Here is a 23,546-nt window from a genome sequence, read left to right as displayed (position 1 = left end):
CTACTTTTCGTTGTCGGCCGGATTAGTCGGAAGGCCGGTAAACATGTTCCGCGTCTGGCTTTGCAGTTGATCCTGCATCGACTGAAACATTTTTTTTGACTGATCCATATAGGCCGACATCATGCTCTGCATGGCCGGCTGCTGAAAATTCAGGAACTGGGCCCAAAAATCAGCCTGCATGTGGGTATTGTCGCCGGGGCCGTACATCACGCCCGACTGATCCTGCAACTTGTTCTGAAAATCAACGAAGGTCCGCATGTTGTTTTCCAGATACTTGCCAAGCATGCCCTGCATCGCGCTGCCGTAGAAGCGGACAAACCCGGAGAGCAACTCGCTGGTGAACAACGGGGCGCCGCCAGTCTCTTCTTCAAGGATGATCTGCAGCAGGATGCTGCGCGTCAGATCATCACCCGTTTTGGCATCGACAACCTTGAACACTTCAAACTTGAGCACTAGATCCTTGACGTCACCAAGCGTTATATAAGCGCTTGTTTTGGTATCGTAAAGACGACGGTTAGGGTATTTCTTGATCAGCCGTACCGGTTCCGACATGCAGTGATCCTCAATACAAGTTTGTGTGCAGTGCAACATTATAACGCAAAAAAAAAGGCACCCTCAGGTGCCCTTTGGTGGTGCATTGCAAAAATGCGGATTACTGGTAGTACAGACCGCCGTTGATGTTCAGCGTCGCGCCAGTAGTGAACCCGGAGAGTTCGTTCGCCAGGAAAGCACAAGCGAAGCCGATTTCTTCCGGCTTGGCCAGACGCTTCATCGGCACGGAGTCGACGATGGTCTTCAGGATGTCTTCACGAATGGCGGTAACCATCTTGGTCGCAACATAGCCCGGAGCGATGACGTTAACCGTCACGCCTTTGGTTGCCAGTTCGGCGGCCAGCGCTTTGGAGAAGCCGATCACGCCGGCTTTGGCTGCGGAATAGTTGGTCTGACCGGCCTGGCCCTTGACGCCATTGACCGAGGCGATATTGATGATGCGACCCCAGCCACGTTCGGCCATCTTGGCAGAAACCTGCTTGGTCACGTTGAACAGGCTGGTCAGGTTGGTATTGATGACGGCATCCCAGCCATCTTTTTCCAACTTGGCGAACATGCGGTCGCGAGTGATACCGGCATTGTTCACCAGGATATCGATCGGGCCGGCCTTGGCTTCAGCTTCGGCAACCATCTTGGCGCTGGACTCCAGATCGGAGACATCACCGGCGACCAGGATGAAATCCTTGAAACCGGCAGCAGCCTGTTCCTTCACCCACTCATCCGGCTTGTCGAACTCCGGGTGGTAGGCGGCGACAACCTTGTGGCCAGCCAGGGAGAGTTGTTGGGCGATTGCGGTTCCGAGGCCACCGAGGGCACCAGTAACGAGAGCAACACGTTGAGTCATAGTTTTTCCTTCCTTGTTGAATTAGAGCAGGGTAAAAATACGAAAGTTAGTACATGTGCTGACCGCCATTGATGGAAATATTGGCGCCAGTAACGAATGCCGCTTCGTCGGAAGCGAGATAAGCCACCAGTCCGGCAATTTCCTCCGGTTTTCCCAGTCGATTGACCGGAATCTGCGGCAGAATTTTTGAATCGAGAATTTCCTGCGGGATGGCGGTGACCATCTTGGTACCGATATAGCCGGGCGAAATAGTGTTGACCGTAACGCCCTGCTTGGCCACTTCCAGCGCCAGCGCCTTGGTGAAACCATGCATGCCGGCCTTTGCTGCCGAGTAGTTGGTCTGGCCGAAGGCACCTTTCTGGCCATTAACCGAACTTACATTGATGACGCGGCCCCATTTGCGCTCGGTCATGCCATCAAGCACCTGCTTGGTCATGTTGAATACCGAATCGAGATTGGTATGGATCACCGCATCCCAGTCGGCCTTGGTCATTTTCTTGAAGGTCATGTCGCGCGTGATACCCGCGTTGTTAACCAGCACATCGACCGGGCCGACTTCTCTGGTGACCGTCTCGACGCACTGATGTGCCGAGTCGAAATCCGTCACATCGCACGGGTAGGCCTTGAAGCCGTACCCCATGTTGTTCATCGTCTTCAGCCAGTCCTGAACCTTGGCGTTACCTGGAGAATAGGTGGTTACCACCTTGAACCCCAGTGCAGCAAGCTTGATGCAGACGGCTTCGCCAAGACCGCCCATCCCTCCGGTTACCAGTGCGACTCGCAACATTCGTCCCTCCCCCAGAAGTATTAAACGGCGCGTTCCTTGACGTAGCGCCCCGGCGCCGGTTCAACCGGCTTGTATTTGGTATTACCCAGCTTGCGCGGCGCCCGCAGGTCACCGGCCAACGGCTTGATCCAGGTCGCCCAGTCATTCCACCAGCTACCTTTTTTCTCCTCGGCTGCGGCCAACCATCCGTCAGCATCCGCTTTCACGTCATCGTTGACCCAATAGCTGCGCTTGTTCTTGCTGGCCGGGTTGACCACCCCGGCAATATGCCCCGACGCACCCAGCACGAAGCGCGTCTTGCCACCGAGGATCCGCGTGCTCTCGTAGGCTGACAGCCAGGGAACAATATGATCTTCGCGCGTTGCCAGCAGATAGACCGGCATGTCCAGCTTGCCGAGATCGACTTGCTGCCCGCACATCTGGAGCTTGCCCGGGACACGCAGGCTGTTGTCGAGATACAGGTTACGCATGTACCAGCAGGCGAACGGCCCGGGCAAATTAGTCGAGTCCGAATTCCAGTAAAGCAGATCGAAAGCCTGCGGCTTCTGCCCCTTCAGGTAGTTGCCGGCGACGTAGTTCCAGACCAGATCGTTGGCGCGCAGCATGGAGAAGGTGTTTTGCAGATCGCGTGCCGGCAGCAGGCCGCCATTGCCGATCGATGCTTCGCGGGCAGCCAGGCCTTTTTCGTCGATGAACAGGCCGATTTCGCCGGTATCCGAAAAATCGAGCAAGGTCGTCAGCAGCGTCAGCGATGAAACGATGTCCTCGCCACGCTCTTTCAACACCGCCAGCGCCGACGTCAAGATCGTCCCGCCGACACAGAAACCAAGGGCATTGACCTGCTTGACCTTGCAGATTTCCTGGATGACGTGCAGCGCAGCAACCGGGCCATGCTCAAGATAATCATCCCACCGCAGATTGCCCTGCTCTTCCTTCGGATTGCGCCAGGAGACAAGGAAAACCGTGTTGCCCTGCTCGACCATGAAGCGGATCAGTGAATTCTCCGGTTGCAGGTCCATCACATAGAACTTGTTGATACAGGGCGGCACCACCAACAGCGGGCGCGTCCCGACCTTGGGAGTCAGCGGCTTGTACTGGATGAGCTGCATCAGCTCGTTTTCGAAGACGACAGCCCCTTCGGTCGTCGCGATATTCTGACCGACGACGAATACCGACTCGTCGGTCATCGAGATACGGCCTTTCTCGAAATCGGCGATCAGATTGTTGATGCCGTCGGTAATGCTCTGCCCCTTGGTTTCCAGCGCCCGCTGGATGAACTCGGGATTGGTCGCGGCAAAATTCGACGGGGCCATGGCATCGGCTACCTGCCGAGCCAGAAAGCGCATCTTGTTCTTGGCCTTGTCGTCGTCGGCCGGAATCACCTCGACCACTTGCTTGAGGTATTGGGTATTGAGCAGATAAGCCTGATGCAGATAGTCGTAAATCGGGCTATCGCGCCACTCTGGCGCCGAGAAGCGGCGATCCCCCGGCTCCGGCGAGACCTTGAAGCTTTGTTCCTGCCCCTGCTGTTTGGCGAGCATGGCCTGCCAAAGGGACATTTGCTGATCGATGAACTGCTTTTGCAGCGCGCTCAGCGCTTGCGGATCGGCCGCCGGTGGAGGCTCTGCGCCAGACGCGCCACTTGTCTTCCCGAGAAACTCCATGAACTGCTGGGCCATGTCCTGCCCGGCCTGCATGAATTGCATGGCAGAACCCAAAAATGCGTCGTTATTGTTCGATCCCTGCGCCATGGGAAGACTCGTCTCTGTTGTTGTCGGGGTTATAGCTTTTGGATTCTGCATACCGCCTTCGGCGCTGTCAATGCATAATTACGGCATGTACATCATCGCTATCGGCTGGCTTTACGTCACGGTGCTCGTTGCTGCCAACGAGCCCAGCGTGATTGCCGGCATCATTTCATTTTTCTTCTACGGATTACTGCCTTGCGGGCTGCTGCTCTGGATCAGCGGCAGCAAGGTCCGGCGGCAGCGCCGCGCCTATCGGGAGTCACTCGCCAACGAGCGACTGAACGATGGCGATCGAAGCGATCCCGAGGCCGATAAGTAAGACCTGCTGGATGGTCGCCCGCAGTTCCGTTCGTTTGTGCAGTCCGGGAATCAGGTCGGCCACGGCAACATAGATCATGCTCGCCGCCGCCAGTCCAAGCAGCGTCGGAATCCATTCCTGCATCTCGGAGAGCGCGAAGTAGGCGAGCATCGCGCCAACCAGGGTTGCCAGGCTGGAAAGCAGGTTGAACGCCAAAGCCCGGATTTTGCTGTAACCGGAATGGAGCAGGATCAGGTAATCGCCGACTTCCTGCGGAATTTCATGGGCAATGATGGCCAGCGCGGTAACCATGCCGGCCTCCGTGCTTTGCAGGAAGGCTGCGGCAATCAGGATGCCATCGACAAAATTGTGAAAGGTGTCGCCAACCAGGATCATCAGGCCGGAACGCCCGTGGTCATGGGCCGGCGCATGAGCCTCATGTGCCTCGCAATGATCGTGGTGACAATGCCGCCACAGAACCAATTTTTCCAGCACGAAGAAAACCATGATGCCGAACAGGACGGTTCCCGTCATCCAGCGCGGGTCGCCATGTTCCAGCGCATGCGGCAGAATTTCGAGGAAAGCAGCACCGAGCAAGGCCCCGATCGCATAGGAAATCAGCACATTGATGCGGTGTACGCCGATAGCCATGCTCAACCCTGCGGCGGCAACGACGCTGAGCGCGCCACCGGCCAGAGAAACGGCGATGATCCAGGAAAGAGTGCTCACAAGGAATCTGCTACGGAGGAAAGGCGCGGATTATACGCCGCTGCTGCCATTTGGCTGAATGAGCGACCGGCCTTGGGCAATCCACATCGGCATGTTTGCCGTCGGTCAGCCGGATAGGTCGCCGTGCCTGGCGGCTTCCTTGCGCGCCCGGCGGGCCGCATCCTCATCGCTCGCCGCATCGATAATCTGCATCACCTCGTTGAGGTCGGCCAACGTCTCTTCCGGCTTGAAAACCCCCGTCAGTTCGCTCTCCGGGTGGAGTTTGCCGGTTTCGTAGAGCGACCAGATTTCCTTGCCATAGCTGGTCGTCAGCAGTTCGGGAGCAAACTGGCCAAAATAGGCCGCGAGGTTATCGACGTCACGCTCGAGCATCCGGCTGGCGTTGTTGTTGGCTGCAGCATCGATCGCCTGCGGCAGATCGATGATGACCGGCCCCTCGCTATCGACCAGTACGTTGTATTCGGAGAGATCGCCGTGCACGATGCCGGCGCAGAGCATGCGCACGACCTGGCGCAGCAGGATGGCATGAAATTGGCGGGCGACTTCGTCGCTCAGCACCACGTCGTTGAGGCGCGGCGCCGGCTCACCGTCTTCGTCGGCCACCAGCTCCATCAGCAGCACGCCTTCGTGGAAATTGTATGGCGTTGGCACGCGCACACCGGCTGCGGCAAGCCGATACAGCGCATCGACTTCGGCGTGCTGCCAGGCGGCCTCCTGCTCCTGGCGCCCGTAGCGCGAACCTTTTTCCATCGCCCGCGCCTGCCGGCTGTTCTTGATCTTGCGCCCCTCGGTGTAATCGACCGCCTGCCGGAAGCTCCGCTTGTTGGCTTCCTTATAGACCTTGGCACAGCGTATTTCATCACCGCACTGAACGACGTAGACCATCGCCTCCTTGCCGCTCATCAGTTGACGGAGAACCCTGTCAACCAGACCATCGGTGACCAGTGGCACTATTCGGCTCGGGGTTTTCATCGGCGCCCCCCGAAATCGATGCGGGAGGTGCGAGGCAACGTGAATAGCTTGGCGATTTTTGCGGGCGCGACGGGTTTTATTGGATGCATCGGTAGATCCTGCCTGGTACGGTGAAAGTAGCGAAAAATGACATTTGACGCCTGTAAAATGCTCCAAGTGCCAAGAACGCAAGATCCTCCCAGTACGAAGCCACTGCCGAGTGTACACGCTAAGCGCGGTCATCGCTTCGGATTGCCTTTCGCCCCGCCGACAAATCTCTGCCGCAATTTGCCATCCGAGACAAACCGCTTGCCGGCTACCCAACATATCAAGGCCGACAGGCCCTGAAACAAGGCCCAGACGGGCACTCAAGAGCCCCGGCATTTGCCAAGCATCGGCAGTTGGGGGTATGTTCAGGGACTGAAGCGGTCATCTGCTTCATGTTTTTGCTACAGGAGTTCGGGCATGACAATCTGGAAGTCTGCGAAATTTTCCGCAGTCACGCTGGCGGCCATCGGCCTCGCCATACTCTCTCCCCCTTCATCCGCCCAAGTTCCGCTGAAGATTCTCGGCTTCGACGACATGAGCTGCCAAGCCTGGACGGCATCGAAAGACGATACCGATCAGCGGGCCATTTACCTGTCCTGGATGCGCGGCCTGTTGACCGGCCACAACTACGCCCGACCTAGCCAGCAAGTTTCCACTATTTCCAGTGGCACCATCGATCAGTACGTCAGCCGCTATTGCCGGGAACACCCGCAGGGACGCTTTGACGACGCGGCATTCAGACTGAGCGATCAGTTCTCCGGAAGAAACAGCGCGATTACCAAGTAACCGGGATTCCCGCGAAAAGCTGAAAACAGCCGGCCAATCCCTGTTCGAGGCGGGCTGGCGAAACCTAACTGTCGAGCCAGATCAGGCTGGCCATACGCCCCGTCACCCCATCGCGGCGATAGGAAAAAAAGCGGCTGACATCGGATACCGTGCAGCAATCGCCGCCGCTGATCGAACCGACTCCGGCTGCCCGCAAACGCTGGCGCGCCAGCTGGTAGATATCAGCCAGCCACTTGCCTTGCGGCTGAGGCAAAAATGCACTTTCGGCAGCCGCATCATGGGCGAGAAAAGCAGCCCTGACTTCGTCGCCGACCTCAAACCGCTGCGGGCCGATAGCCGGCCCCAGCCAGACCAGAAGCTCGTCCGACGGGACGCCCATCTTGCTGATCGTGGCCTCCAGGACGCCCGCTACCAAACCACGCCAGCCGGCATGGGCGGCAGCCACCACGGTTCCCGCGCGATCGCAGAACAGCACCGGCAGACAGTCAGCTATCATGACCGCGCAGACACGGCCGGGCACGCGGGCGAACGCAGCATCGGCTTCGAGGGAATCTGGCGGCGAGCCAGCATCGGCCACGGCAATGCCATGCACCTGCGTCAACCATAGCGGCTCACCCGGCAACAACCTTCGCAGCGCCGCACGGTTGGCGGCAACGTGCCGTGGGTCGTCGCCGACATGATCACCGAGGTTAAAGCTACCCCAGGGGGCCGGGCTGCAACCGCCGCTACGCAGCGTCTGCACGGCGCGCACATTGGCCGGAGCCGGCCACGCCGGAACCAGCAGGTCAGCCATTACGCAAGCTGTCGAGCAGATTGCGCATATCCTCCGGCATCGGCACTTCCCATTGCATCTTGAAGCCGGACAACGGATGCACCAGGCCAAGGCGCGTCGCATGCAACGCCTGCCGGGGAAAGACCGGCAACTTGGCATTGGGCTTGCCATAGACCTGATCGCCGACCAGCGGGTGATGGAGCGATGCCATGTGCACGCGAATCTGGTGCGTCCGGCCGGTTTCCAGCGAGCACTCGATGAAGGTGCAGTAGGGAAATTTCTCCATGATCCGGAACCAGGTCAGCGCCGGCTTGCCACCGCGACTTTCCGGCACCACCGCCATCTTGATACGCTGCACCGGATGGCGGCCGATCGGCGAATCGATTCCGCCCCCCGTCGTTATTGCCCCCGCAGCAAGCGCCAGATAGACCCGACGGACCGTACGGGCCTGCAATTGGCGGACGAGATCGGTCTGCGCCTCGAGCGTTTTGGCGACGACCAACAGACCGCTGGTGTCCTTGTCCAGGCGATGCACGATGCCGGCCCGCGGCACTTCGGCAATCGCCGGCACGTGGTGCAACAGCGCGTTCATCAGCGTGCCGCTCCAGTTGCCGCTGCCCGGATGGACAACCAGTCCGGCCGGCTTGTTGATGACGATTAGCGTTTCGTCTTCGAAAACGATGTCGAGCGGAATATCTTCGGGCTGCTCGGGAATACTCCGAACATCGTGCGGCTCGTTGACAATCAGCCGCTCGCCGCCCAGCAGCTTGCGTTTGGGCTCGGTCTCGGCCTTGTCATCAACCTGTACACAACCGTCGCGGACCCATCCCTGCAGGCGGTTGCGTGAATGTTGCGGCAGCATGTCGGCCAGCACCTGATCGAGGCGACGGCCATAACTGGCATCAGGAACCGTCAAGTGAAGCGGTTCAGTTCGGCTATAATCGCCGGAGTTTTCCATAGGATCTTTCATGATGCGAAGTTTAGCCGCATTCCGGCACTTTCCCGCCTTCTTCCACCTGCTGACTGCGCTTTTCGTTGCCGCCGTGCTCACCGGATGCAGTTCGTTCGGCGATACACCTGACGAAACCGTCGGCTGGTCGGCCGGCAAGCTTTACTCCGAGGCCAAGGATGCGCAGGCCGATGGCGCCTGGGACAAGGCGGCCAAGTATCTCGAAAAGCTCGAATCCCGTTATCCCTACGGTCGCTTCGCCCAGCAGGCGCAGCTTGAACTCGGCTATATATATTGGAAGAGCAATGAACCCGGCTCGGCCCTCGCGGCCTGCGATCGCTTCATCAAGCTGCACCCGAACCATCCGGCCGTCGACTATGTCTATTACCTGAAGGGCCTGATCAACTTCAACGAAGACCTCGGCCTGCTCGGCTACATCAGTTCGCAGGACCCAACCGAGCGCGACCCCAAGGCGGCCCGTGAAGCTTTCGATTCTTTCCGTGAGTTGGTCACCCGCTTCCCGAACAGCAAATACGCGCCGGACGCCGTCAAGCGCATGGAGTACCTGGTCAATGCACTGGCTTCGATGGAAGTACACGTCGGCCGCTACTACATCATGCGTGGCGCCTACATCGCCGCAGCCAATCGCGCCCAGTTTGCGGTCAAGACTTACCCGCAAGCGCCGGCCATCGAAGAAGCAATGTTCATTCTGGTCACCGCCTACGACAAGATGGGCATGACCGACCTGCGCGACGACGCCGAGCGCGTGATGCGCCAGAACTTCCCGAAAAGCCGCTTCTACAAGGATGGCCTGGAGCGCAAGACGGCGTGGTGGAAGCTCTGGTAATCAGCTACCCTGTTTGATGGCCAGAACGGCCTGATTGCGCAGGGTACGAAGCAGCGACAGTTCCTTTTCCGGGATTTCAATCCCGCCCGGCTCATCCCGGTCGGCGTAAATCAACGCCACCGGGTTGCCTTTGATATTCAGCGGAAACAGCACGAAAGAGTGGGCCGGCACGGCCTTGCGGAACCACTCCGGAATGCGCCCGGCAATCTTCGGGTCGTCGATGTCGCTGATCAGGATGTCAACACCCTTCGAGGTCGCGGCATGAAAGATATCCGGCGTAAAGCTCAGCGGAAAACGGAAAGCCTTGGCCACTTCGTTGGCCTCCGGCCCGAAGCCGAAGCGCCCCTGCATGGTGCCGGACTTGGCATCGCGGATGCACAGCACGACGCGCCGAAAGCCCATCGCCCGATACATGGTTTCAAGAATGATGCGCAAAATGTCATTGAGCTTGAAACCGTCGACCAGCGTATTGCTGATGTCCTGAATACCGGCCGTCAGTACCGACTGGGCGTCGACCTGCCCGCCCGCCTCGCCTGAATCGCCACCGGCGCCGCTGAGCGGATCGTTTTCACGGAGCAGCGTCCCCTCCAGGAAATTCGTCTCGGAGTTCTCGTCGACCGCGACGCTACCGCCTTCTCCGCCCCGGGAAAACTGACGCATCTGCTTGCCGAAAGTCGTCTGCTGCAGGTTGAGATGGATGATGCGGGCGAACTCCGCCACTTCCTCGATGCTCCGTTGCAAGGTCTGCTGTATCTGGTTCCGATCGAGCGAGACGGCAGCCGAAAACCGCGCCATCGTCTTCTTCAATTCGCGGTCGCGCGCTTCCGGCGTAGCCTCGGCGATGACGTCGCAGAGCTCATTGGACAAAGCCGACAACATGCGCAGGCGATCCTCCTGCGTTACCGCCTTCTTCACCGCCCCGGCCGGCAGCTTGCGCATGCTGCCGACAATCAGTGATGGAAACCCCCACTGGCGAGCGATGGCGATGCCCATATCCTCGAACGAGATACCGAGCACTTGCAGCGCGGCACTGTCTTCGCTGCATTTTTTCTGCTCCATGATGCGACGGATCTCGTCGGACTCTTCGGGGAAATAGAACTGCGACAGCAGCCGCCCCAGGCTGTGGAACAGCGCGCAAATGAAGGTCTGCTCGAGATCGCGCATCTGCGCTGTGGCACTGATGTCCTTGGCGAGAATCCCGGCCAGGTTGGCGCGCAGAAAATCCTCCTTGAGCTGGTTGGCGTTGGCCTTGTTTTGCAGATGTTCGAAGAGCAATACGGTAATGGCGATATTGCGTACGGCTTCGAAGCCGAGCACGATCACCGCTCGTGATACGGTGCTGATGCTGCCGCCCCCAGCCGGCCGGAAATAGGCGGAATTGACCAGGCGCAACAGCTTGTTGGTCAAGGCGAAATCCTTGAGGATGGAATTCGACAGTTTGTTGATGCTCTCCGTCTCGCTGTTGGCGATCTTGTTGATCGCACTGACCGACTCGGAGAGCGCCGGGAAGTCGCTCTTGTGACGAATCCGGCGGAGCAAAAAGTCCAGCGTCGACTGCTTGCCGTCGCCCAGCGTCGCGTCCTCTTCCGGCGCTAGGTAATTGTCGAGCGCCTCGCCAAACTGCGCCGCCGTCTGGTAACGCAGAGAAGGATCGCGGGCCAGCGCCTTGTACAAGATACTGCTCAAGCGCTCATCCACCGCGGCATCACCCGATAGCCGGAGATTCTCGTTGGCGATGCGGTGCATCACCTGGAAAATATTGCTGCCTTCGATGGCACGCCGGCCGGCCAACATCTCGAACAGGACAAGGCCGGCAGCAAAGACATCCGACCGCTCGCTGCTTTCGCGCCGTTCGATGTATTCGGGCGCCATATAGGCCGGCGTCCCGGTAAATTCCCCGGCGTTATCACCAGGTGCGTCGACCCGGGCGGCAATACCGAAATCCATGACGCGCGGTGTGCCGTTTTCATCGAGCAAAATATTCGATGGTTTCAGGTCGCGATGGATGATCCCCTGGGCATGGGCGTGGGATACCGCCTCAAGAATCGGCCGCATGATGCCGAGCGCCTTGACCGGCGACAGCGCCCCGCTATCGTGCAGGAATTCACCGAGGTTCTTGCCCGGCACATATTCAAAGACCAGATAGAGATCGCAGCCCTCCTCTCCGGCCTCATAGATCGGCACGATACTCGGATGGCGCAACTTGCTGACCGTTCGCGCCTCGTCGAGCAGAACCCTGTTCTGGGTTGGGTCGGGCCGGTTGAAATGCATGGTCTTGATGGCGATCTCCCGCTGCAACTGGGGGTCGAAGCCAAGATAGACCGTACTCTGGGCGCCGCGGCCCAATTCACGGAGCACTTCAAAACGGCCGATTTTCTTGCTCATTGTTCAGTTTCTTCTATCCAGATCAAACGTGGAATGCCTTCGGCGCCGCCGTAGACGATAGCGTTCTGGCCAAAATCCGCGGCCAGCGCACAGGCATCTTCCTGCGTGATATCCGGTACGAAACAGGTTTCCTCGACCGGCCCGCGCCCGTTATCCGGGACATTTTCACCAGCATAGGGTTCGTAATTCCCCTCCAGCAAATCGCACTCGAGTTGCGCTTGCCGCTCGGCGTTCAGCGCTGCCGGAACCGGCTGCGCCCCGGGATTATAGGCGGTGATGACGGCAAACATCGCGCATCCGGTCTGCTTCAGCCAGGCGTTCAGCGCCGCATTGGCCTGATCGATACGCAATTCAACAATCCCCCCCGGCAGAAAAACCCGGTAGCTTGTCGCGCGGTAGGCCGCATCCAGTTCACTCATCTTCACCCTCAAAATCCGCCACTCCGATCAATTTTTCCGCTTCGCCCACCGGCAAGGCCTCGACGTCCTTCAACCGGCGCGACAACTGCCGGGTCCGGGTTTCCGCCTTGCTGATACTGTTGCTCGCTTCATCGAGCTTCTTTTTGGTGTGGGCCAATGCCTCTCCAAACTTGCCGAACTCGGTCTTGACGGCACCAAGCACCGCCCAAACTTCGGCCGAACGCTGCTCGATAGCCAGCGTCCGGAAGCCCATCTGCAGGCTGTTGAGCAGCGCCGCCAACGTCGTCGGCCCGGCCAGGCTGACACGGTAATCGCGTTGTAGCGTTTCGGCCAGCGCCGGACGCCGCAAGGCTTCCGCATACAAGCCCTCGATCGGCAGGTAAAGCATGGCGAAATCAGTCGTATGCGGCGGCGCCACGTATTTGTCGCGGATGCTCCTGGCCTCGTTTTTCAGGCGTGTTTCAATCGCCTTTGCCGCTTCCTCGACCGCCGCCGGATCGATCCGCTCCTGCGCATCGAGCAGCCGCTGATAATCCTCGATCGGAAACTTGGCATCGATCGGCAACCAGACCACGGCGCCGTCATCCTTGCCGGGAAGGCGAATGGCAAAATCGACCCGCTCGTTGCTACCCGGGACGGTTGCCACATTGGCGGCAAACTGATCTGTCGTCAGCAGCTGTTCGAGCAGTGCCGCCAACTGGACTTCGCCCCAGGTGCCGCGCGTCTTGACATTGGTCAGCACCCGTTTCAGATCGCCGACCCCGGCCGCCAGTGTCTGCATTTCACCGAGACCGCGATGCACTTGTTCAAGCCGCTCGCTGACCAGCTTGAACGATTCGCCGAGGCGCTGCTCGAGCGTCGCATGCAGCTTTTCATCGACGGTCCGGCGCATCTCTTCGAGCTGGCTGGCGTTATCGGCCTGGATCGCAGTCAACCGCCCTTCGACAGACAACTTCAGGCGCTCGAAACGTTCGTCGAGACCCAGTGAAAAACGGTTCAGTTCGCGGGCGAAGGCTTCCAGCCGCTCGGCCTGGAGTGCGCCAAACTGCCCGACCTGGGTCGTTACCGCCTGACCGAGCAGATTGGCCGACTGAGCCCGCTCCTCACGATCACGGAACGACTCCTCGGCATCCTCGCGTCGACCGCGCGCCAGCTCTTCGCGCAATTCACGCTCAAGCCGGGCCAGCCCCTTGTCCTGCGCTTCCTGCAGCGCACGAAAACGCTTTTCGCCATCGTCGTGGCGCGCCCCCCACAACAATACCGCCGCCTGCAACAAAATGACGACGACTACACCAGCCATCAGGGCCAAGCCCATTGTTTCGGTCATGCTGGCCTTATTTCAGTGAGAAATCGACACGACTGGACTTGCCCTTCTCGTCCGTCTCGACTTTCGGCGGCACGATGAACAAACGTTCCGCTGCAACCTTGCCCTGTTCGATCAACCAGACCTGGACGTTCTCGGCCCGGCGCTGCGCCAATTGGCGAACGTCATCGTCGGTAGCCGGCAGGTTGGCCAGCATCAGCTTCTCCATTTCCTCAACCGGCAGATCCTTTTGCAGGCCGATGATGTTGCGCGGTTTGGGAAACTTGGCGGCCTTGTAGGCCCGGGTCAGGTAGACCTTGTATTCTTCCGGCGCGATGTCGAGACGGCCTGTGCCATCGCCGGCATCGCCACTCTTTGCCTGGTCACCGCGCTTTTCGACGCGCAGCGCGCGCTCCAGGGCGACCTGTTTGAGCCCCTCCTTGTCGGTCACCGGATCGGCCCGACCACCGATTTCCAGCTTCAGTGCATCGCGTTCATTGAGCGCCTTGGCCAGGGTTTCCAGCGTCTTGCTTGCCGACTCATTGATGCCACCCCGACCGGCGGCAAATTCGACATTCGACAACTCCTCGCCGCTACCAAACATCGATCCGAGCAAAGCGAAGGGCGACGTCACGGCCTTGACGAAGAGATTGACGATGACCTTGACGATCAGCCCGCCGACCGAAAACTGCGGATCGTCCAGCGAACCGGCAATCGGCAGATTGATATCGATTTCGCCCCGGTTGTTCTTCAGCAACGAAATAGCCAGATTGACCGGCAGCTTGGTCGCATCCGGACTATCCACCGGCTCGCCAAAAGTAAACTGGTCGATGAACACCTTATTGTCGGCGGTCAGTTGATTGTTCTCCAGCTTGTAGGCCAGATTGAGCGAAAGCTTGCCTTTCTCGATGTTGTAGCCGGCATATTTGCCGGAATATGGCGAGAAGCCGACCAGATCGACACCGCTCACCTCAGCCTTGATGTCGAGATAGGACTTGGCGGCCAGCGGATTCAGCTTGCCCTGGATCTTTACCGGCGCCGATTTGGCATAGCTGCCGCGCAGATCGAGATCGGCTACCGTATCGGCCGCCGAGGAGAGGCCGGTGACGCGCCCGCCAAGCTTGGTCACATTGACCGTGTAATTCGGCTTGACGAAAAAATCCGAGAAATTGATCGTGCCATTCTGCAAGGTGACCTTGCCGATCTTGATCGGCAGCGGCGCCTTGGCCGGTGCCGCGGCAATAGCGGCCGGCCGGGCAGCCGCGGTGGTAACCGGCACGGCCCCGGCCTCCGGCTTCCTGACGATATCCTGCAAATTCAGGCGACCGGACTGGTTGAGAATCAATTTGGAGTAGAAATCGCTCAAGGCAATTTCGCCGACATTGATCGTCATCGGCTCAAGGCGGAAATCGATGCCGCCCAGGAAAAGCGATTTCCAACGCAGAAAATCGGTATTGTTCAGCTTGTCGACCGCCAGCAAGTCGCCCAGTGTCGCCGTCCCCTTGTAGGAGGCCTTCAGGCCGGACTTGTCGATCTGCACGATGGCCTCGCCCTTGTTCGAGACCTGACCGCGGGTCAAGGCGATGTTCAGTTGCTCGGTGAAATACGGCTGCAGCGGCAAGAGCGGAATCGACTGCGTTTCGAGCTGCAGCGCCAGATCGAGCGGCATCAGCTGTACCGAGCCATCGACATTCAGGCTGCCTTGCTTGTTGATCTTGCCCTGCAGTCCGATGCGCCCCTTCTTGCCCGGCACATTGCCCAGGTTTTCGCCCCGCAGGCTGAATCCATCCAACTCCTGAATTGCCGCCGGTTTGGTCGCCAGGTCCTCGAAATGGAAAGCCAGATCGTCAACAGTCAGTTTGGCGACATTGCCAATCCATGGCTTGACGTCATTGGCCTTGGCATCGGTCGCCCGAATCGTCTTCAGCACCGGCGAGCTGACCCACTCGATCTTGCCCTCCTTGTTACGCAACATGCGGGCCCGGGCCTGCTGGTTGCTGACTTCGCCGATGTCGACGCGATGCGCCGGCAGATCGACCCGGATATCCTTGATGGTCATCTTGTCGACCTGGAAGCGTTCGCCAAGATCAACCTGATAGCTCACTTCGCTGATCGTGATCGGCGCCGCCAGTTTGTTGTCGAGCTTGCCAACTCTGGCTTCCAGCTTGCGCACCTCGCCGGCTACCGGCGTCAGGTTGGAATCATCCTTCCAGCGCACCAGTCCATTGCTCAGAACGAATTCGCCGAGCGACCAGGCAAACGCCTTGTCTTCGGCTGGCTTCGCTTCCGGCTTCTTTTCCGGCTTGACTTCCGGCGCCCGCGCCACCGGCCGGGACAGCTTGTCGGCAAGCTCCAGAAGGTTGAATTCACCCTGCCGATTGACCGTCAGGCTGGCCTCCAGCCCGTCCAGTGCAACCCGTTTGACGGCGACCATCCGGTTCGTCAGGTCGGCCTTGTCGAGATCGACATCCAGCCGCTTCCAGCCGACTAACGGCCGGCCATTACGCTCGGTCAGCGCCAGGCCGGACACATGTGCGCTACCGACGACGACCAGTGAAAATACCTGATCGGACAATTCCTTGAACTGCACCTTCAGCTCCGAATCGACGGTACCGGAGTCGAGACGCAACGGCAGTGACTCCGGCAGGTAAGGCTGGATACCCGCCAGCTCGAAGCGATCCAGGTCAAGGTCGAGTTCGCTTTCGTGGTCGCCGGTAAACGGTGTGCTGCGCCCTTTCAGATCGATTGAAGAACCATCGATATTCGCCGAAAAACTGGGCAAAACCAGCACTTCGGCCTGGTAAGGCAGGCTCGAAACGAAAGGCAGCGTCAGGTTGATGTCGCTGATCGTATGCACCTTGCCCTTCGGCTGATCATCGAAAACGATCTTGCCCCCGAGCAACTGGATGTTATTCAGCGAGAAGCGCGGCGTACCGGTGTCCGGTTCGTCTTTCGGCTTCATCCATTCATCGAGCAGGTCGGAAATGTCGTAGCGCCCCTCGCCAACCCGGGCGACGGCAAGCCGCAAACCCTGCAGGCGGAATTCATCGACGACAACCGCCAGCTTGAAAATCGAGGCTGAGGACAGATTGACGGACAGCTCATCAAAACCGGCCGCCTCCTTGCCGCCCTCGGCCTTGATCGACACGCCGCTGACCCGGGCCGACAAGGCATAGGGGTTGATATCGATCGTTCCGACGCTGACTTCGCGGTGCAAGACCTGCCCGAGCTGCTGCACCAGAATGTATTTAATCAGCGGCGGCGCGGCAAAATAGCCGAGCAGGCCAAAAACCAGCAAAAAGCCACCCAACCACTTGCCGATTTTCCGGCTGCGCGGGGATTTCAGGACTGCGCTCAGGCGCGATATCTTTAGCTGATTGAGTGCCGTTTGCTGTGCCATGTTAATCTACCGTCGGTTTATTTTATTTGGCAAATTTAGCACAACGGGACCGCCGGGAAGGCGGCAATAACAATGATCTGGATCATCGAAGACATCAAGGACGCCCTTGCCCAGCTGAAGCGTTGGCAAACCTGGCTGGCGATCGGCCTGATCGTCCTGTTTGCCTGGCTGGCCTTTCTGGTCGGCAGCCACGCCTTGAAAACCGATTCGGTATTGCTGTTCATCCGGCACTCGGCCAGCACCTGCCGCGAAATGACCAATGGCGTGATCATTTTCTTGTTTTGCGGGATGATTTTTTTCCTGTTCCTGGCCCTGCTGACGCTCGGCGAACTGCAACGCTATGTTCAATTCAAGCAACGCCGCGCCTACCATCAGGCGCGCCAGACACTGTTCTGGGGCATTGCCTGGGGGGTGACGGCGATCAGCATAGCCATCGCCGCACTGATTTTCTTCAATACCTATTGCCGTTAGACTGCCTCGGCCTCCAGCCTGCGACCCACCATGAAAATCCTGATCGTCGAAGACAGCCGTTCCAACCTGCTGGTGCTTACCCAGTACGTTGAACAATTCGGCGCCGTCGCCCTCCCTGCCGAGAATGGCGAAACGGCGGTCGAGATCTTCAGCCGCGAACAACCGGACATGGTTCTGCTCGATGTAATTCTTCCCGACATCGACGGCTTCGCGGTCGCCCAGCGCATCCGGGCGATGGAGAAGCCGGGCGACTGGACGCCGATCATCTTCCTCTCCTCGCTCGGCAAGGACGAAGATATCGAGAAGGGAATTTCAGCCGGCGGCGACGACTACCTGCACAAGCCGGTCAGCCAGGTGGTACTCAATGCCAAGATTCGCGCCATGCAGCGCATCATCCAGATGCGGACCTCGCTGGTCGTGCTCGCCCGCAAGCTCGACACCGCCAACCATGAGCTGAAGCGGCTCTCCGCCAGCGACGGATTGACCGGCATCGCCAATCGGCGTTTCTTCGACGAATACATCTCGCGCGAGTGGCGACGGGCCCGCCGTAGCGCCACCAGCATCGCCCTGCTGATGTGCGACGTCGACCACTTCAAGCTGTACAACGACACTTACGGCCACCAGGCGGGCGACGACTGCCTGCGCCAGGTGGCCAACGCCATTGCCACGAATCTGGAACGCGCCTCCGACATAGCCGCCCGCTACGGCGGCGAGGAATTCGCCGTTGTCCTGCCGGAAACGGCAATTGGCGGCACGCTCTTCGTCGCCGAGAAAATCCGGCACGCCATCCATCAGTTGAACATCCCGCACTCCGCCTCGCAACTGGGCCGGGTAACGCTGAGTATCGGTATCGCCGCCGCGACGCCCGACGCCGACAACTCGGCCGAAGAACTGATCAAGGCTGCCGATCAGGCCCTCTACAAGGCCAAGGACGAGGGCCGCGACCGGGTATGCCGCTTTGACAAGCTATCCAGCCCTTGAAAAATGGCTAAGAAACTGATTTCCATACTGATCGTCGACGATAACGACATCATGCGAACCCTCCTGCGCAGCATAGTGCGCGGCGAAAAATACGAGGTCATCGGCGAAGCCCGCAATGGCAATGCCGCGATCGAGATGGCCGAGCGCCTGAAACCGGACATCGTCTGTCTCGATGTCGTCATGCCCGAGAAGAGCGGCCTCGAAGCGCTCGGCGAGATCAAGGCGGCCCGCCCCGAAACCGAAGTCGTGATGATTACCGGCAACGCCCATCCGGACACCGTTCAGGAAGCTATCCTGAACGGCGCGGCCGGCTTCATCATCAAGCCGTTCAATGCGGCCCGGGTACTCGATGCCCTGGGAAAAGTGGCCGGACGGATCGGCCAGAGAACGACTTAGAAGCTGTTCCGCCAGCTCCGGATGGCCGTAAAGATTTCCGTTCTTGACGGAACTATCGTCGCCGTAGCGGCATTCTCAGCGAAGCCAGCGTGCCGCATCCCGGCCGCGATCACAGCTGCCTCAGCACAGCGCAGGAAGGGATTGGTCGCCTTTTCCTCGCCCAGGGTCGAGGGCACGCTCGGCAGACCGGCGGCCCGCTGCGCTGCAACCTCGCCGACCCGCTGCAACAGCGCCGGATTTTCCGGCTCGACGGCCAGCGCGAAGCGCAGATTCATCTCGGTGTATTCGTGGGCGCAGTAGATCAGGGTGTCGTCCGGCAAGGCCGCGATGCTATCGAGCGATGCGGCCATCTGCGCCGGCGTGCCTTCGAACAGCCGACCGCACCCGGCGCCGAACAGGGTGTCGCCACAGAACAGCCGACCCGGTGCGTGGTAGGCGAGATGGCCCAGCGTATGGCCGGGAACCGCCATCACACTGACCTGCTGCCCGAGCACCGCGATGCTTTCGCCACCGCGCAAGGGTCGGGTACAGCCTGTGATAGACTCGGCCTCCGGCGCAAAAACCTCGACCGGGAAGCGTTTTTTCAGCTCGGCGACGCCGCCCTGATGGTCGGCATGGTGATGCGTGATCAGGATGCCCTCCAGGCTTAGCCGATCGGCTGCCAGCCGGCGCAGCACCGGCTCGGCATCGCCGGGATCGACGACAAAAGCACGGTCGCCCCGGGTCAGCAGCCAGATGTAATTATCCTTGAAGGCGGGAATGAAGGAGACGTCAAACATGTCGGAACTATCAAGCCAGGAATGCCGGATGTCAATTCCCGGCTTCGATTCCTGGCTGGGTTCGGCGCAAGGGCGTTATGTGATGGACTGGGAGCAGCGCAAGCTGGACGAGGCCGTCGCCGACATTTTCGGTTTCAACGCCCTGCAGATCGGCATGCCGCAATACGATTTCCTGCGCGCCAACCGCATTCCGCTGCGCCAGAAGGCCGGGGAATTCGGCGCCGTCGATGTACTGTCCGAGATGACCGCCCTGCCCTTCGCCTCGCACAGCACCGATCTGATCGTCCTGCCACACGTGCTCGAGTTCAGCGCCGACCCGCACCAGATCCTGCGCGAGGTCGAACGCATCCTGATTCCCGAAGGTCAGGTCGTGATCGTCGGGTTCAATCCCCTCTCGCTGTGGGGGCTGAAGCAAAAGCTCGATCGCTCCGGCGACTTTCCCTGGAATGGCAACTACCTTTCGATCACCCGTCTGGCCGACTGGCTGCAACTGCTCGGCTTCGAGGTCGACCGCGGCACGCTCGGCTGCTACGCGCCGCCGTTCATCCAGCAGAAATGGCTGCGCCGCTGGCATTTCATCGAATCTGCCGGCGAACGCTGGTGGAGTTTTTCCGGCGGTGTCTATCTGCTGCGGGCCATCAAGCGGGTCCATGGCATGCGATTGATCACCCCCGATTGGCGAAAAAAAGCGGTGCGCGCCAAGGCGCTGCGCCCGGTCACACACAAGGAAGGCCATGGCCACTGAAGAGACTGTAGAGATTTACACCGATGGTGCCTGCCGGGGCAACCCCGGCCCAGGCGGTTGGGGGGCTGTCCTGCGCCTCGGCCAGAACGAAAAGGAATTGTGGGGCGGCGAGAAGGAAACCACCAACAACCGGATGGAACTGACGGCGGCGATCCGTGCCATCGAATCGCTCAAGCGCCCGGTCAATGCCAGGGTCTATACCGACTCGCAGTATGTGCTGAAAGGCATCAGCGAGTGGATCCACGGCTGGAAGCGCAATGGCTGGAAAACAGCTGACAAGAAACCGGTGAAGAATGCCGACCTGTGGCAACGCCTCGATCTCCAGGTCAAACAGCACAAGCTGGAATGGATCTGGGTCAAGGGCCATGCCGGCCACCCGGAGAACGAACGGGCCGACGCCTTGGCCAATCGCGGCATCGACGAATTGAAAAGCGGGAGAGCAGCATGAGACAGATCGTTCTCGATACCGAAACCACCGGCCTCGACCCGCGCTCCGGCCATCGCATCATCGAAGTCGCCTGCATCGAGATGATCAATCGCCGGCTGACCGGCCGCCACTTGCACAAATACACCAATCCCGAGCGCGAAATCGATGAAGGCGCCCAGGCGGTGCATGGCATCACCCTCGAATTCCTCGCCGACAAACCGAAATTTGCCGACATCGCCGACGAGTTCCTCGAATTCATCAGCGGTGCCGAGCTGATCATCCACAACGCGCCTTTCGACCTCGGTTTCCTGAACTCCGAACTGCGCCGCCTCGACCGTGTACCGGTCGAAACCATCTGCAGCGGCGTCACCGACACCTTGAAGATGGCGAAGGAGCTGCACCCGGGCAAGCGCAATAGCCTCGATGCCTTGTGCGACCGCTACGAAATCGACAACTCGGGCCGCACGCTGCACGGCGCGCTGCTCGACACCGAGCTGCTGGCCGATGTCTTCCTGGCCATGACGCGCGGCCAGAACAGCCTGATGATCGAACCGGATGCCGAAGTCCGCCCGCAGCTCGGCGCCGATGGCATCGCCCGCCAGCGCAAGCCGCTGATCGTCTGCCGTGCCGCACCGGACGAAGTTGCCGAGCATGATCGCGTACTGGCCGGTATCGACAAGGAATCGAAAGGCGCTTGCGTCTGGCTGCCCAAGCCCGACGCGGCGGCCTGAGTACGGATGGTTCCGCTCTCCCTGCTCATCTGGCTTGCGCTGGAAGTCGCCGGCTACCTGGCCATCGGCCGTCTCTGGCTCGACCTCGACTGGTCCGCCGCCATTGTCGGCGCCATCGGCGGCCTGCTCGGGCTGCGTGCCGGCATCATCGCCGTCACCTGGATATTCGGCATGGCCTATGCGTCGCCGGCCCCGCACCTGAATCTGGCGACCAAGACCCGCATGATGTTTGGCGAATACCTCGCCTTCCTGTTCACCTTTGTGCTGGTCATCCCCTTCGAGCGGCTATGGATGCCGGCCGACCGCTTGCCAACCGGTCGCCGCCCGATCCTGCTGGTCCATGGCTACGGCTGCAGCCGCGGCGTGTGGTGGCTGCTGCGCCGACGCCTGGAAGCGGCCGGCCACACCGTCGCCACGCTCAGCCTGGTCCCGCCCTACACCAGCATCGGCAAGCTGGTGCCGCAATTGAACCTGCGTATCGAAGCAGTCTGCGCCGCCACCGGCAGCAAGCAGGTGACCCTGCTCGGCCACAGCATGGGCGGGCTGGTCTGCCGCTCCTATCTGGCCCGCCACGGCATCGCCCGGGTCGACCGGCTGATCACGCTGGCCACGCCGCACGCCGGCTCCGCACTCGCCCGCCTCGGCATCGGCCAGAACGCGCGGGAAATGGAGCCCGATTCGCTATGGCTACGCGATATGGCCAGCGAAAAACTGCAAATACCGGCCGTCAGCCTGCGCAACCCCTATGACAATTTCGCCATGCCGCAGGACAACCAGCGCCAGCCTGGCGCCAAGGACGTCGAGTTGCCGCCGGTCGGCCACCTGGCCATGCTTTACGATGGAAAAGTCGCCGACATCGTGCTAAAAGCATATCGAGACGAACGAAAAACCATGCCATGAAGATACCCGACTCAACGCGCGCCCAGGCCACCGACCTGCTCGCCTTCATCGATGCCAGCCCCAGCCCGTGGCATGCCGTCCAGACCTGCGAAATCCGCCTGCAAGCGGCCGGCTTTGCGCCATTGCTCGAAGTCGACCGCTGGTCGCTGCAAGCCGGCGGGCGTTACTACGTCGTCCGCGGTGGTTCTTCGATCATCGCCTTCATCATCGGCGCCCAGTCGGCGGCCGAGACCGGTCTGCGCCTGATCGGCGCGCATACCGATTCGCCCGGCCTGCGCCTCAAGCCGAAACCGGGCGAAGATGCGCAGGGCATGGTGCGCCTCGGCGTCGAGGTTTACGGCGGACCGCTCCTCGCCACCTTCGCCGACCGCGATCTGTCGCTGGCCGGTCGGGTCAATGTCCGCACCCCGGGCGGCTTTGCCACTCGCTTGCTCCGTTTCGATGAACCCCTGCTCCGTCTGCCCAACCTGGCCATCCACATGAACCGCGAGGTCAACGAAAACGGCCTCAAGTTCAACAAGCAAACCGAACTGCCGCTGCTGCTCGGCGTTTCCGATGAGGCCGGCGCGGAGACCCGCTTCCGCCAGCCGATTGCCGAGGCACTCGGCGTCGCTGCGGCCGATCTGCTGAGCTGGGAGCTGAATGCCTACGACACCCAGAAAGGCAGCTTCTGGGGAGTCGACCGCGAATTCATTGCCGACAGCCAGCTCGACAATCTGGCCTCCTGCCATGCCGCGTTAAGCGCTCTGCTGGCCACCGTCAATCCCCCGGCCACCTGCCTGTGCGCCTTTTTCGATCATGAAGAGGTGGGCAGCGAAAGCGCCGTCGGGGCCGGCGGCAGCTTCGTCGCCGATGTCATCGGCCGGCTCTCTGCCAGTGCTGGACTGGATAGCGAAGACCATCGCCGAATGCTGGCCCGCAGCTTTTTCATCAGCGCCGACATGGCGCACGCCTGGCACCCCAATTTCCCGGCCGCCTACGAACCCGGCCACCGCGTTACCGTCAATGCCGGCCCGGTCATCAAATGCAATGCCAACCAGCGCTACAGCACCGACGCCGACACGGCGGCGCGCTTCATGGCGATCTGCGAAAAAGCCGGGGTGCCCTGGCAGCAATATGCCCACCGTACCGATCTCGGCTGCGGCAGCACGATCGGCCCGATCGTCGCGGCGCGCCTGGGTATTGCCAGCGTCGACGTCGGCTCGCCGATGTGGGCCATGCACAGCATTCGCGAAAGCGCCGGGGTCCTCGACCATACCTACATGACCGCCGCGCTCGGCGCGGCTTTTTCAGGCTGA

At 60.3% G+C, this 23,546-nt stretch carries 24 protein-coding genes; 11 read left to right on the top strand and 13 right to left on the bottom strand.

The window, feature by feature from the left end:
• The 4 genes from phaR to phaC form a co-directional block, all read right to left on the bottom strand.
• Positions 1-552, bottom strand: a complete 552-nt coding sequence (gene phaR / locus KI611_RS09255) for a polyhydroxyalkanoate synthesis repressor PhaR (protein ID WP_226419530.1) — start codon at positions 550-552, stop codon at positions 1-3.
• A gap of 100 nt (positions 553-652) precedes the next feature.
• Positions 653-1,396, bottom strand: coding sequence for an acetoacetyl-CoA reductase (phbB, locus tag KI611_RS09250; RefSeq protein ID WP_226419529.1), 744 nt, complete (start codon positions 1,394-1,396; stop codon positions 653-655).
• A 46-nt stretch (positions 1,397-1,442) separates the two neighbouring features.
• Positions 1,443-2,183, bottom strand: coding sequence for an acetoacetyl-CoA reductase (phbB, locus tag KI611_RS09245; RefSeq protein ID WP_226419528.1), 741 nt, complete (start codon positions 2,181-2,183; stop codon positions 1,443-1,445).
• 20 nt (positions 2,184-2,203) lie between these two features.
• The gene (gene phaC, locus KI611_RS09240) at positions 2,204-3,889 is read right to left on the bottom strand and encodes a class I poly(R)-hydroxyalkanoic acid synthase (protein WP_226419527.1); all 1,686 of its coding nucleotides are present in this window, start codon (positions 3,887-3,889) and stop codon (positions 2,204-2,206) included.
• Between phaC and KI611_RS09235 the strand changes: the two genes are divergently transcribed.
• On the top strand, positions 3,888-4,250 hold the full coding sequence (locus KI611_RS09235) for a hypothetical protein (protein ID WP_226419526.1): 363 nt from the start codon (positions 3,888-3,890) through the stop codon (positions 4,248-4,250). The genes phaC and KI611_RS09235 overlap by 2 nt on opposite strands.
• Here KI611_RS09235 and KI611_RS09230 read toward each other — a convergent pair.
• Both KI611_RS09230 and KI611_RS09225 read right to left on the bottom strand, forming a co-directional pair.
• A complete protein-coding gene (locus KI611_RS09230; RefSeq protein ID WP_226419525.1) occupies positions 4,191-4,958 on the bottom strand; it encodes a ZIP family metal transporter in 768 nt (255 codons plus the stop codon). The two genes, KI611_RS09235 and KI611_RS09230, sit on opposite strands and share 60 nt — an antisense overlap.
• A 105-nt stretch (positions 4,959-5,063) precedes the next feature.
• Entirely contained in the window at positions 5,064-5,930 is an 867-nt protein-coding gene (locus KI611_RS09225) for a PA4780 family RIO1-like protein kinase (RefSeq protein ID WP_226419524.1), read from the bottom strand.
• A 444-nt stretch (positions 5,931-6,374) separates the two neighbouring features.
• Here KI611_RS09225 and KI611_RS09220 point away from each other — a divergent pair, with 444 nt between their 5' ends.
• On the top strand, positions 6,375-6,743 hold the full coding sequence (locus tag KI611_RS09220; protein ID WP_226419523.1) for a hypothetical protein: 369 nt from the start codon (positions 6,375-6,377) through the stop codon (positions 6,741-6,743).
• 64 nt (positions 6,744-6,807) lie between these two features.
• On the opposite strand, the gene pgeF is transcribed toward KI611_RS09220, so the two are convergent.
• On the bottom strand, positions 6,808-7,536 hold the full coding sequence (gene pgeF / locus KI611_RS09215; RefSeq protein ID WP_226419522.1) for a peptidoglycan editing factor PgeF: 729 nt from the start codon (positions 7,534-7,536) through the stop codon (positions 6,808-6,810).
• Positions 7,529-8,485: a 23S rRNA pseudouridine(1911/1915/1917) synthase RluD gene (gene rluD / locus KI611_RS09210; protein WP_226419521.1), complete on the bottom strand. Its 957-nt coding sequence runs from the start codon at positions 8,483-8,485 to the stop codon at positions 7,529-7,531. Before rluD ends, pgeF begins: the two co-directional genes overlap by 8 nt.
• Here rluD and KI611_RS09205 point away from each other — a divergent pair.
• On the top strand, positions 8,484-9,311 hold the full coding sequence (locus KI611_RS09205) for an outer membrane protein assembly factor BamD (protein ID WP_226419520.1): 828 nt from the start codon (positions 8,484-8,486) through the stop codon (positions 9,309-9,311). The genes rluD and KI611_RS09205 overlap by 2 nt on opposite strands.
• Here the strand turns inward: KI611_RS09205 and KI611_RS09200 are convergent, their stop codons facing one another.
• Genes KI611_RS09200 through KI611_RS09185 form a run of 4 tightly spaced genes read right to left on the bottom strand, consistent with a single transcriptional unit; the run spans position 9,312 to position 16,818 of the window.
• Positions 9,312-11,696, bottom strand: coding sequence for a serine/threonine protein kinase (locus tag KI611_RS09200; protein ID WP_226419519.1), 2,385 nt, complete (start codon positions 11,694-11,696; stop codon positions 9,312-9,314).
• Positions 11,693-12,115: a DUF3293 domain-containing protein gene (locus tag KI611_RS09195; RefSeq protein ID WP_226419518.1), complete on the bottom strand. Its 423-nt coding sequence runs from the start codon at positions 12,113-12,115 to the stop codon at positions 11,693-11,695. Before KI611_RS09195 ends, KI611_RS09200 begins: the two co-directional genes overlap by 4 nt.
• Entirely contained in the window at positions 12,108-13,442 is a 1,335-nt protein-coding gene (gene rmuC, locus KI611_RS09190) for a DNA recombination protein RmuC (RefSeq protein WP_226419517.1), read from the bottom strand. Before rmuC ends, KI611_RS09195 begins: the two co-directional genes overlap by 8 nt.
• Positions 13,443-13,449: 7 nt before the next feature.
• Positions 13,450-16,818, bottom strand: coding sequence for a DUF748 domain-containing protein (locus tag KI611_RS09185; RefSeq protein WP_226419516.1), 3,369 nt, complete (start codon positions 16,816-16,818; stop codon positions 13,450-13,452).
• Positions 16,819-16,890: 72 nt separating this feature from the next.
• On the opposite strand from KI611_RS09185, the gene KI611_RS09180 reads away from it, so the two are divergent.
• From KI611_RS09180 to KI611_RS09170, 3 genes are read left to right on the top strand one after another with little or no spacing between them, the layout of a single operon-like run.
• The gene (locus tag KI611_RS09180) at positions 16,891-17,289 is read left to right on the top strand and encodes a hypothetical protein (protein ID WP_226419515.1); all 399 of its coding nucleotides are present in this window, start codon (positions 16,891-16,893) and stop codon (positions 17,287-17,289) included.
• Positions 17,290-17,319: 30 nt separating this feature from the next.
• On the top strand, positions 17,320-18,270 hold the full coding sequence (locus KI611_RS09175) for a diguanylate cyclase (RefSeq protein ID WP_226419514.1): 951 nt from the start codon (positions 17,320-17,322) through the stop codon (positions 18,268-18,270).
• A 3-nt stretch (positions 18,271-18,273) separates the two neighbouring features.
• Positions 18,274-18,666, top strand: a complete 393-nt coding sequence (locus KI611_RS09170; protein ID WP_226419513.1) for a response regulator — start codon at positions 18,274-18,276, stop codon at positions 18,664-18,666.
• Here the strand turns inward: KI611_RS09170 and gloB are convergent.
• The gene (gene gloB, locus KI611_RS09165; RefSeq protein WP_226419512.1) at positions 18,663-19,445 is read right to left on the bottom strand and encodes a hydroxyacylglutathione hydrolase; all 783 of its coding nucleotides are present in this window, start codon (positions 19,443-19,445) and stop codon (positions 18,663-18,665) included. The two genes, KI611_RS09170 and gloB, sit on opposite strands and share 4 nt — an antisense overlap.
• Before the next feature lie 28 nt (positions 19,446-19,473).
• Between gloB and KI611_RS09160 the strand changes: the two genes are divergently transcribed.
• From KI611_RS09160 to KI611_RS09140, 5 genes are read left to right on the top strand one after another with little or no spacing between them, the layout of a single operon-like run.
• Positions 19,474-20,190, top strand: coding sequence for a class I SAM-dependent methyltransferase (locus KI611_RS09160; RefSeq protein WP_226419892.1), 717 nt, complete (start codon positions 19,474-19,476; stop codon positions 20,188-20,190).
• Positions 20,180-20,638: a ribonuclease HI gene (gene rnhA, locus KI611_RS09155; protein WP_226419511.1), complete on the top strand. Its 459-nt coding sequence runs from the start codon at positions 20,180-20,182 to the stop codon at positions 20,636-20,638. Before KI611_RS09160 ends, rnhA begins: the two co-directional genes overlap by 11 nt.
• Complete coding sequence (dnaQ, locus tag KI611_RS09150) at positions 20,635-21,348, top strand: DNA polymerase III subunit epsilon (RefSeq protein ID WP_226419510.1); 714 nt, start codon at positions 20,635-20,637, stop codon at positions 21,346-21,348. The genes rnhA and dnaQ overlap by 4 nt, the downstream gene beginning before the upstream one ends.
• 6 nt (positions 21,349-21,354) lie before the next feature.
• Complete coding sequence (locus tag KI611_RS09145) at positions 21,355-22,248, top strand: esterase/lipase family protein (protein WP_226419509.1); 894 nt, start codon at positions 21,355-21,357, stop codon at positions 22,246-22,248.
• Complete coding sequence (locus KI611_RS09140; RefSeq protein ID WP_226419508.1) at positions 22,245-23,546, top strand: M18 family aminopeptidase; 1,302 nt, start codon at positions 22,245-22,247, stop codon at positions 23,544-23,546. The genes KI611_RS09145 and KI611_RS09140 overlap by 4 nt, the downstream gene beginning before the upstream one ends.

The sequence above is a fragment of the Dechloromonas denitrificans genome (genome assembly GCF_020510685.1).
In the GTDB taxonomy this organism is placed as follows: Bacteria; Pseudomonadota; Gammaproteobacteria; order Burkholderiales; family Rhodocyclaceae; genus Azonexus; species Azonexus denitrificans_A.
This window is presented reverse-complemented; position numbering and strand designations above follow the sequence as displayed.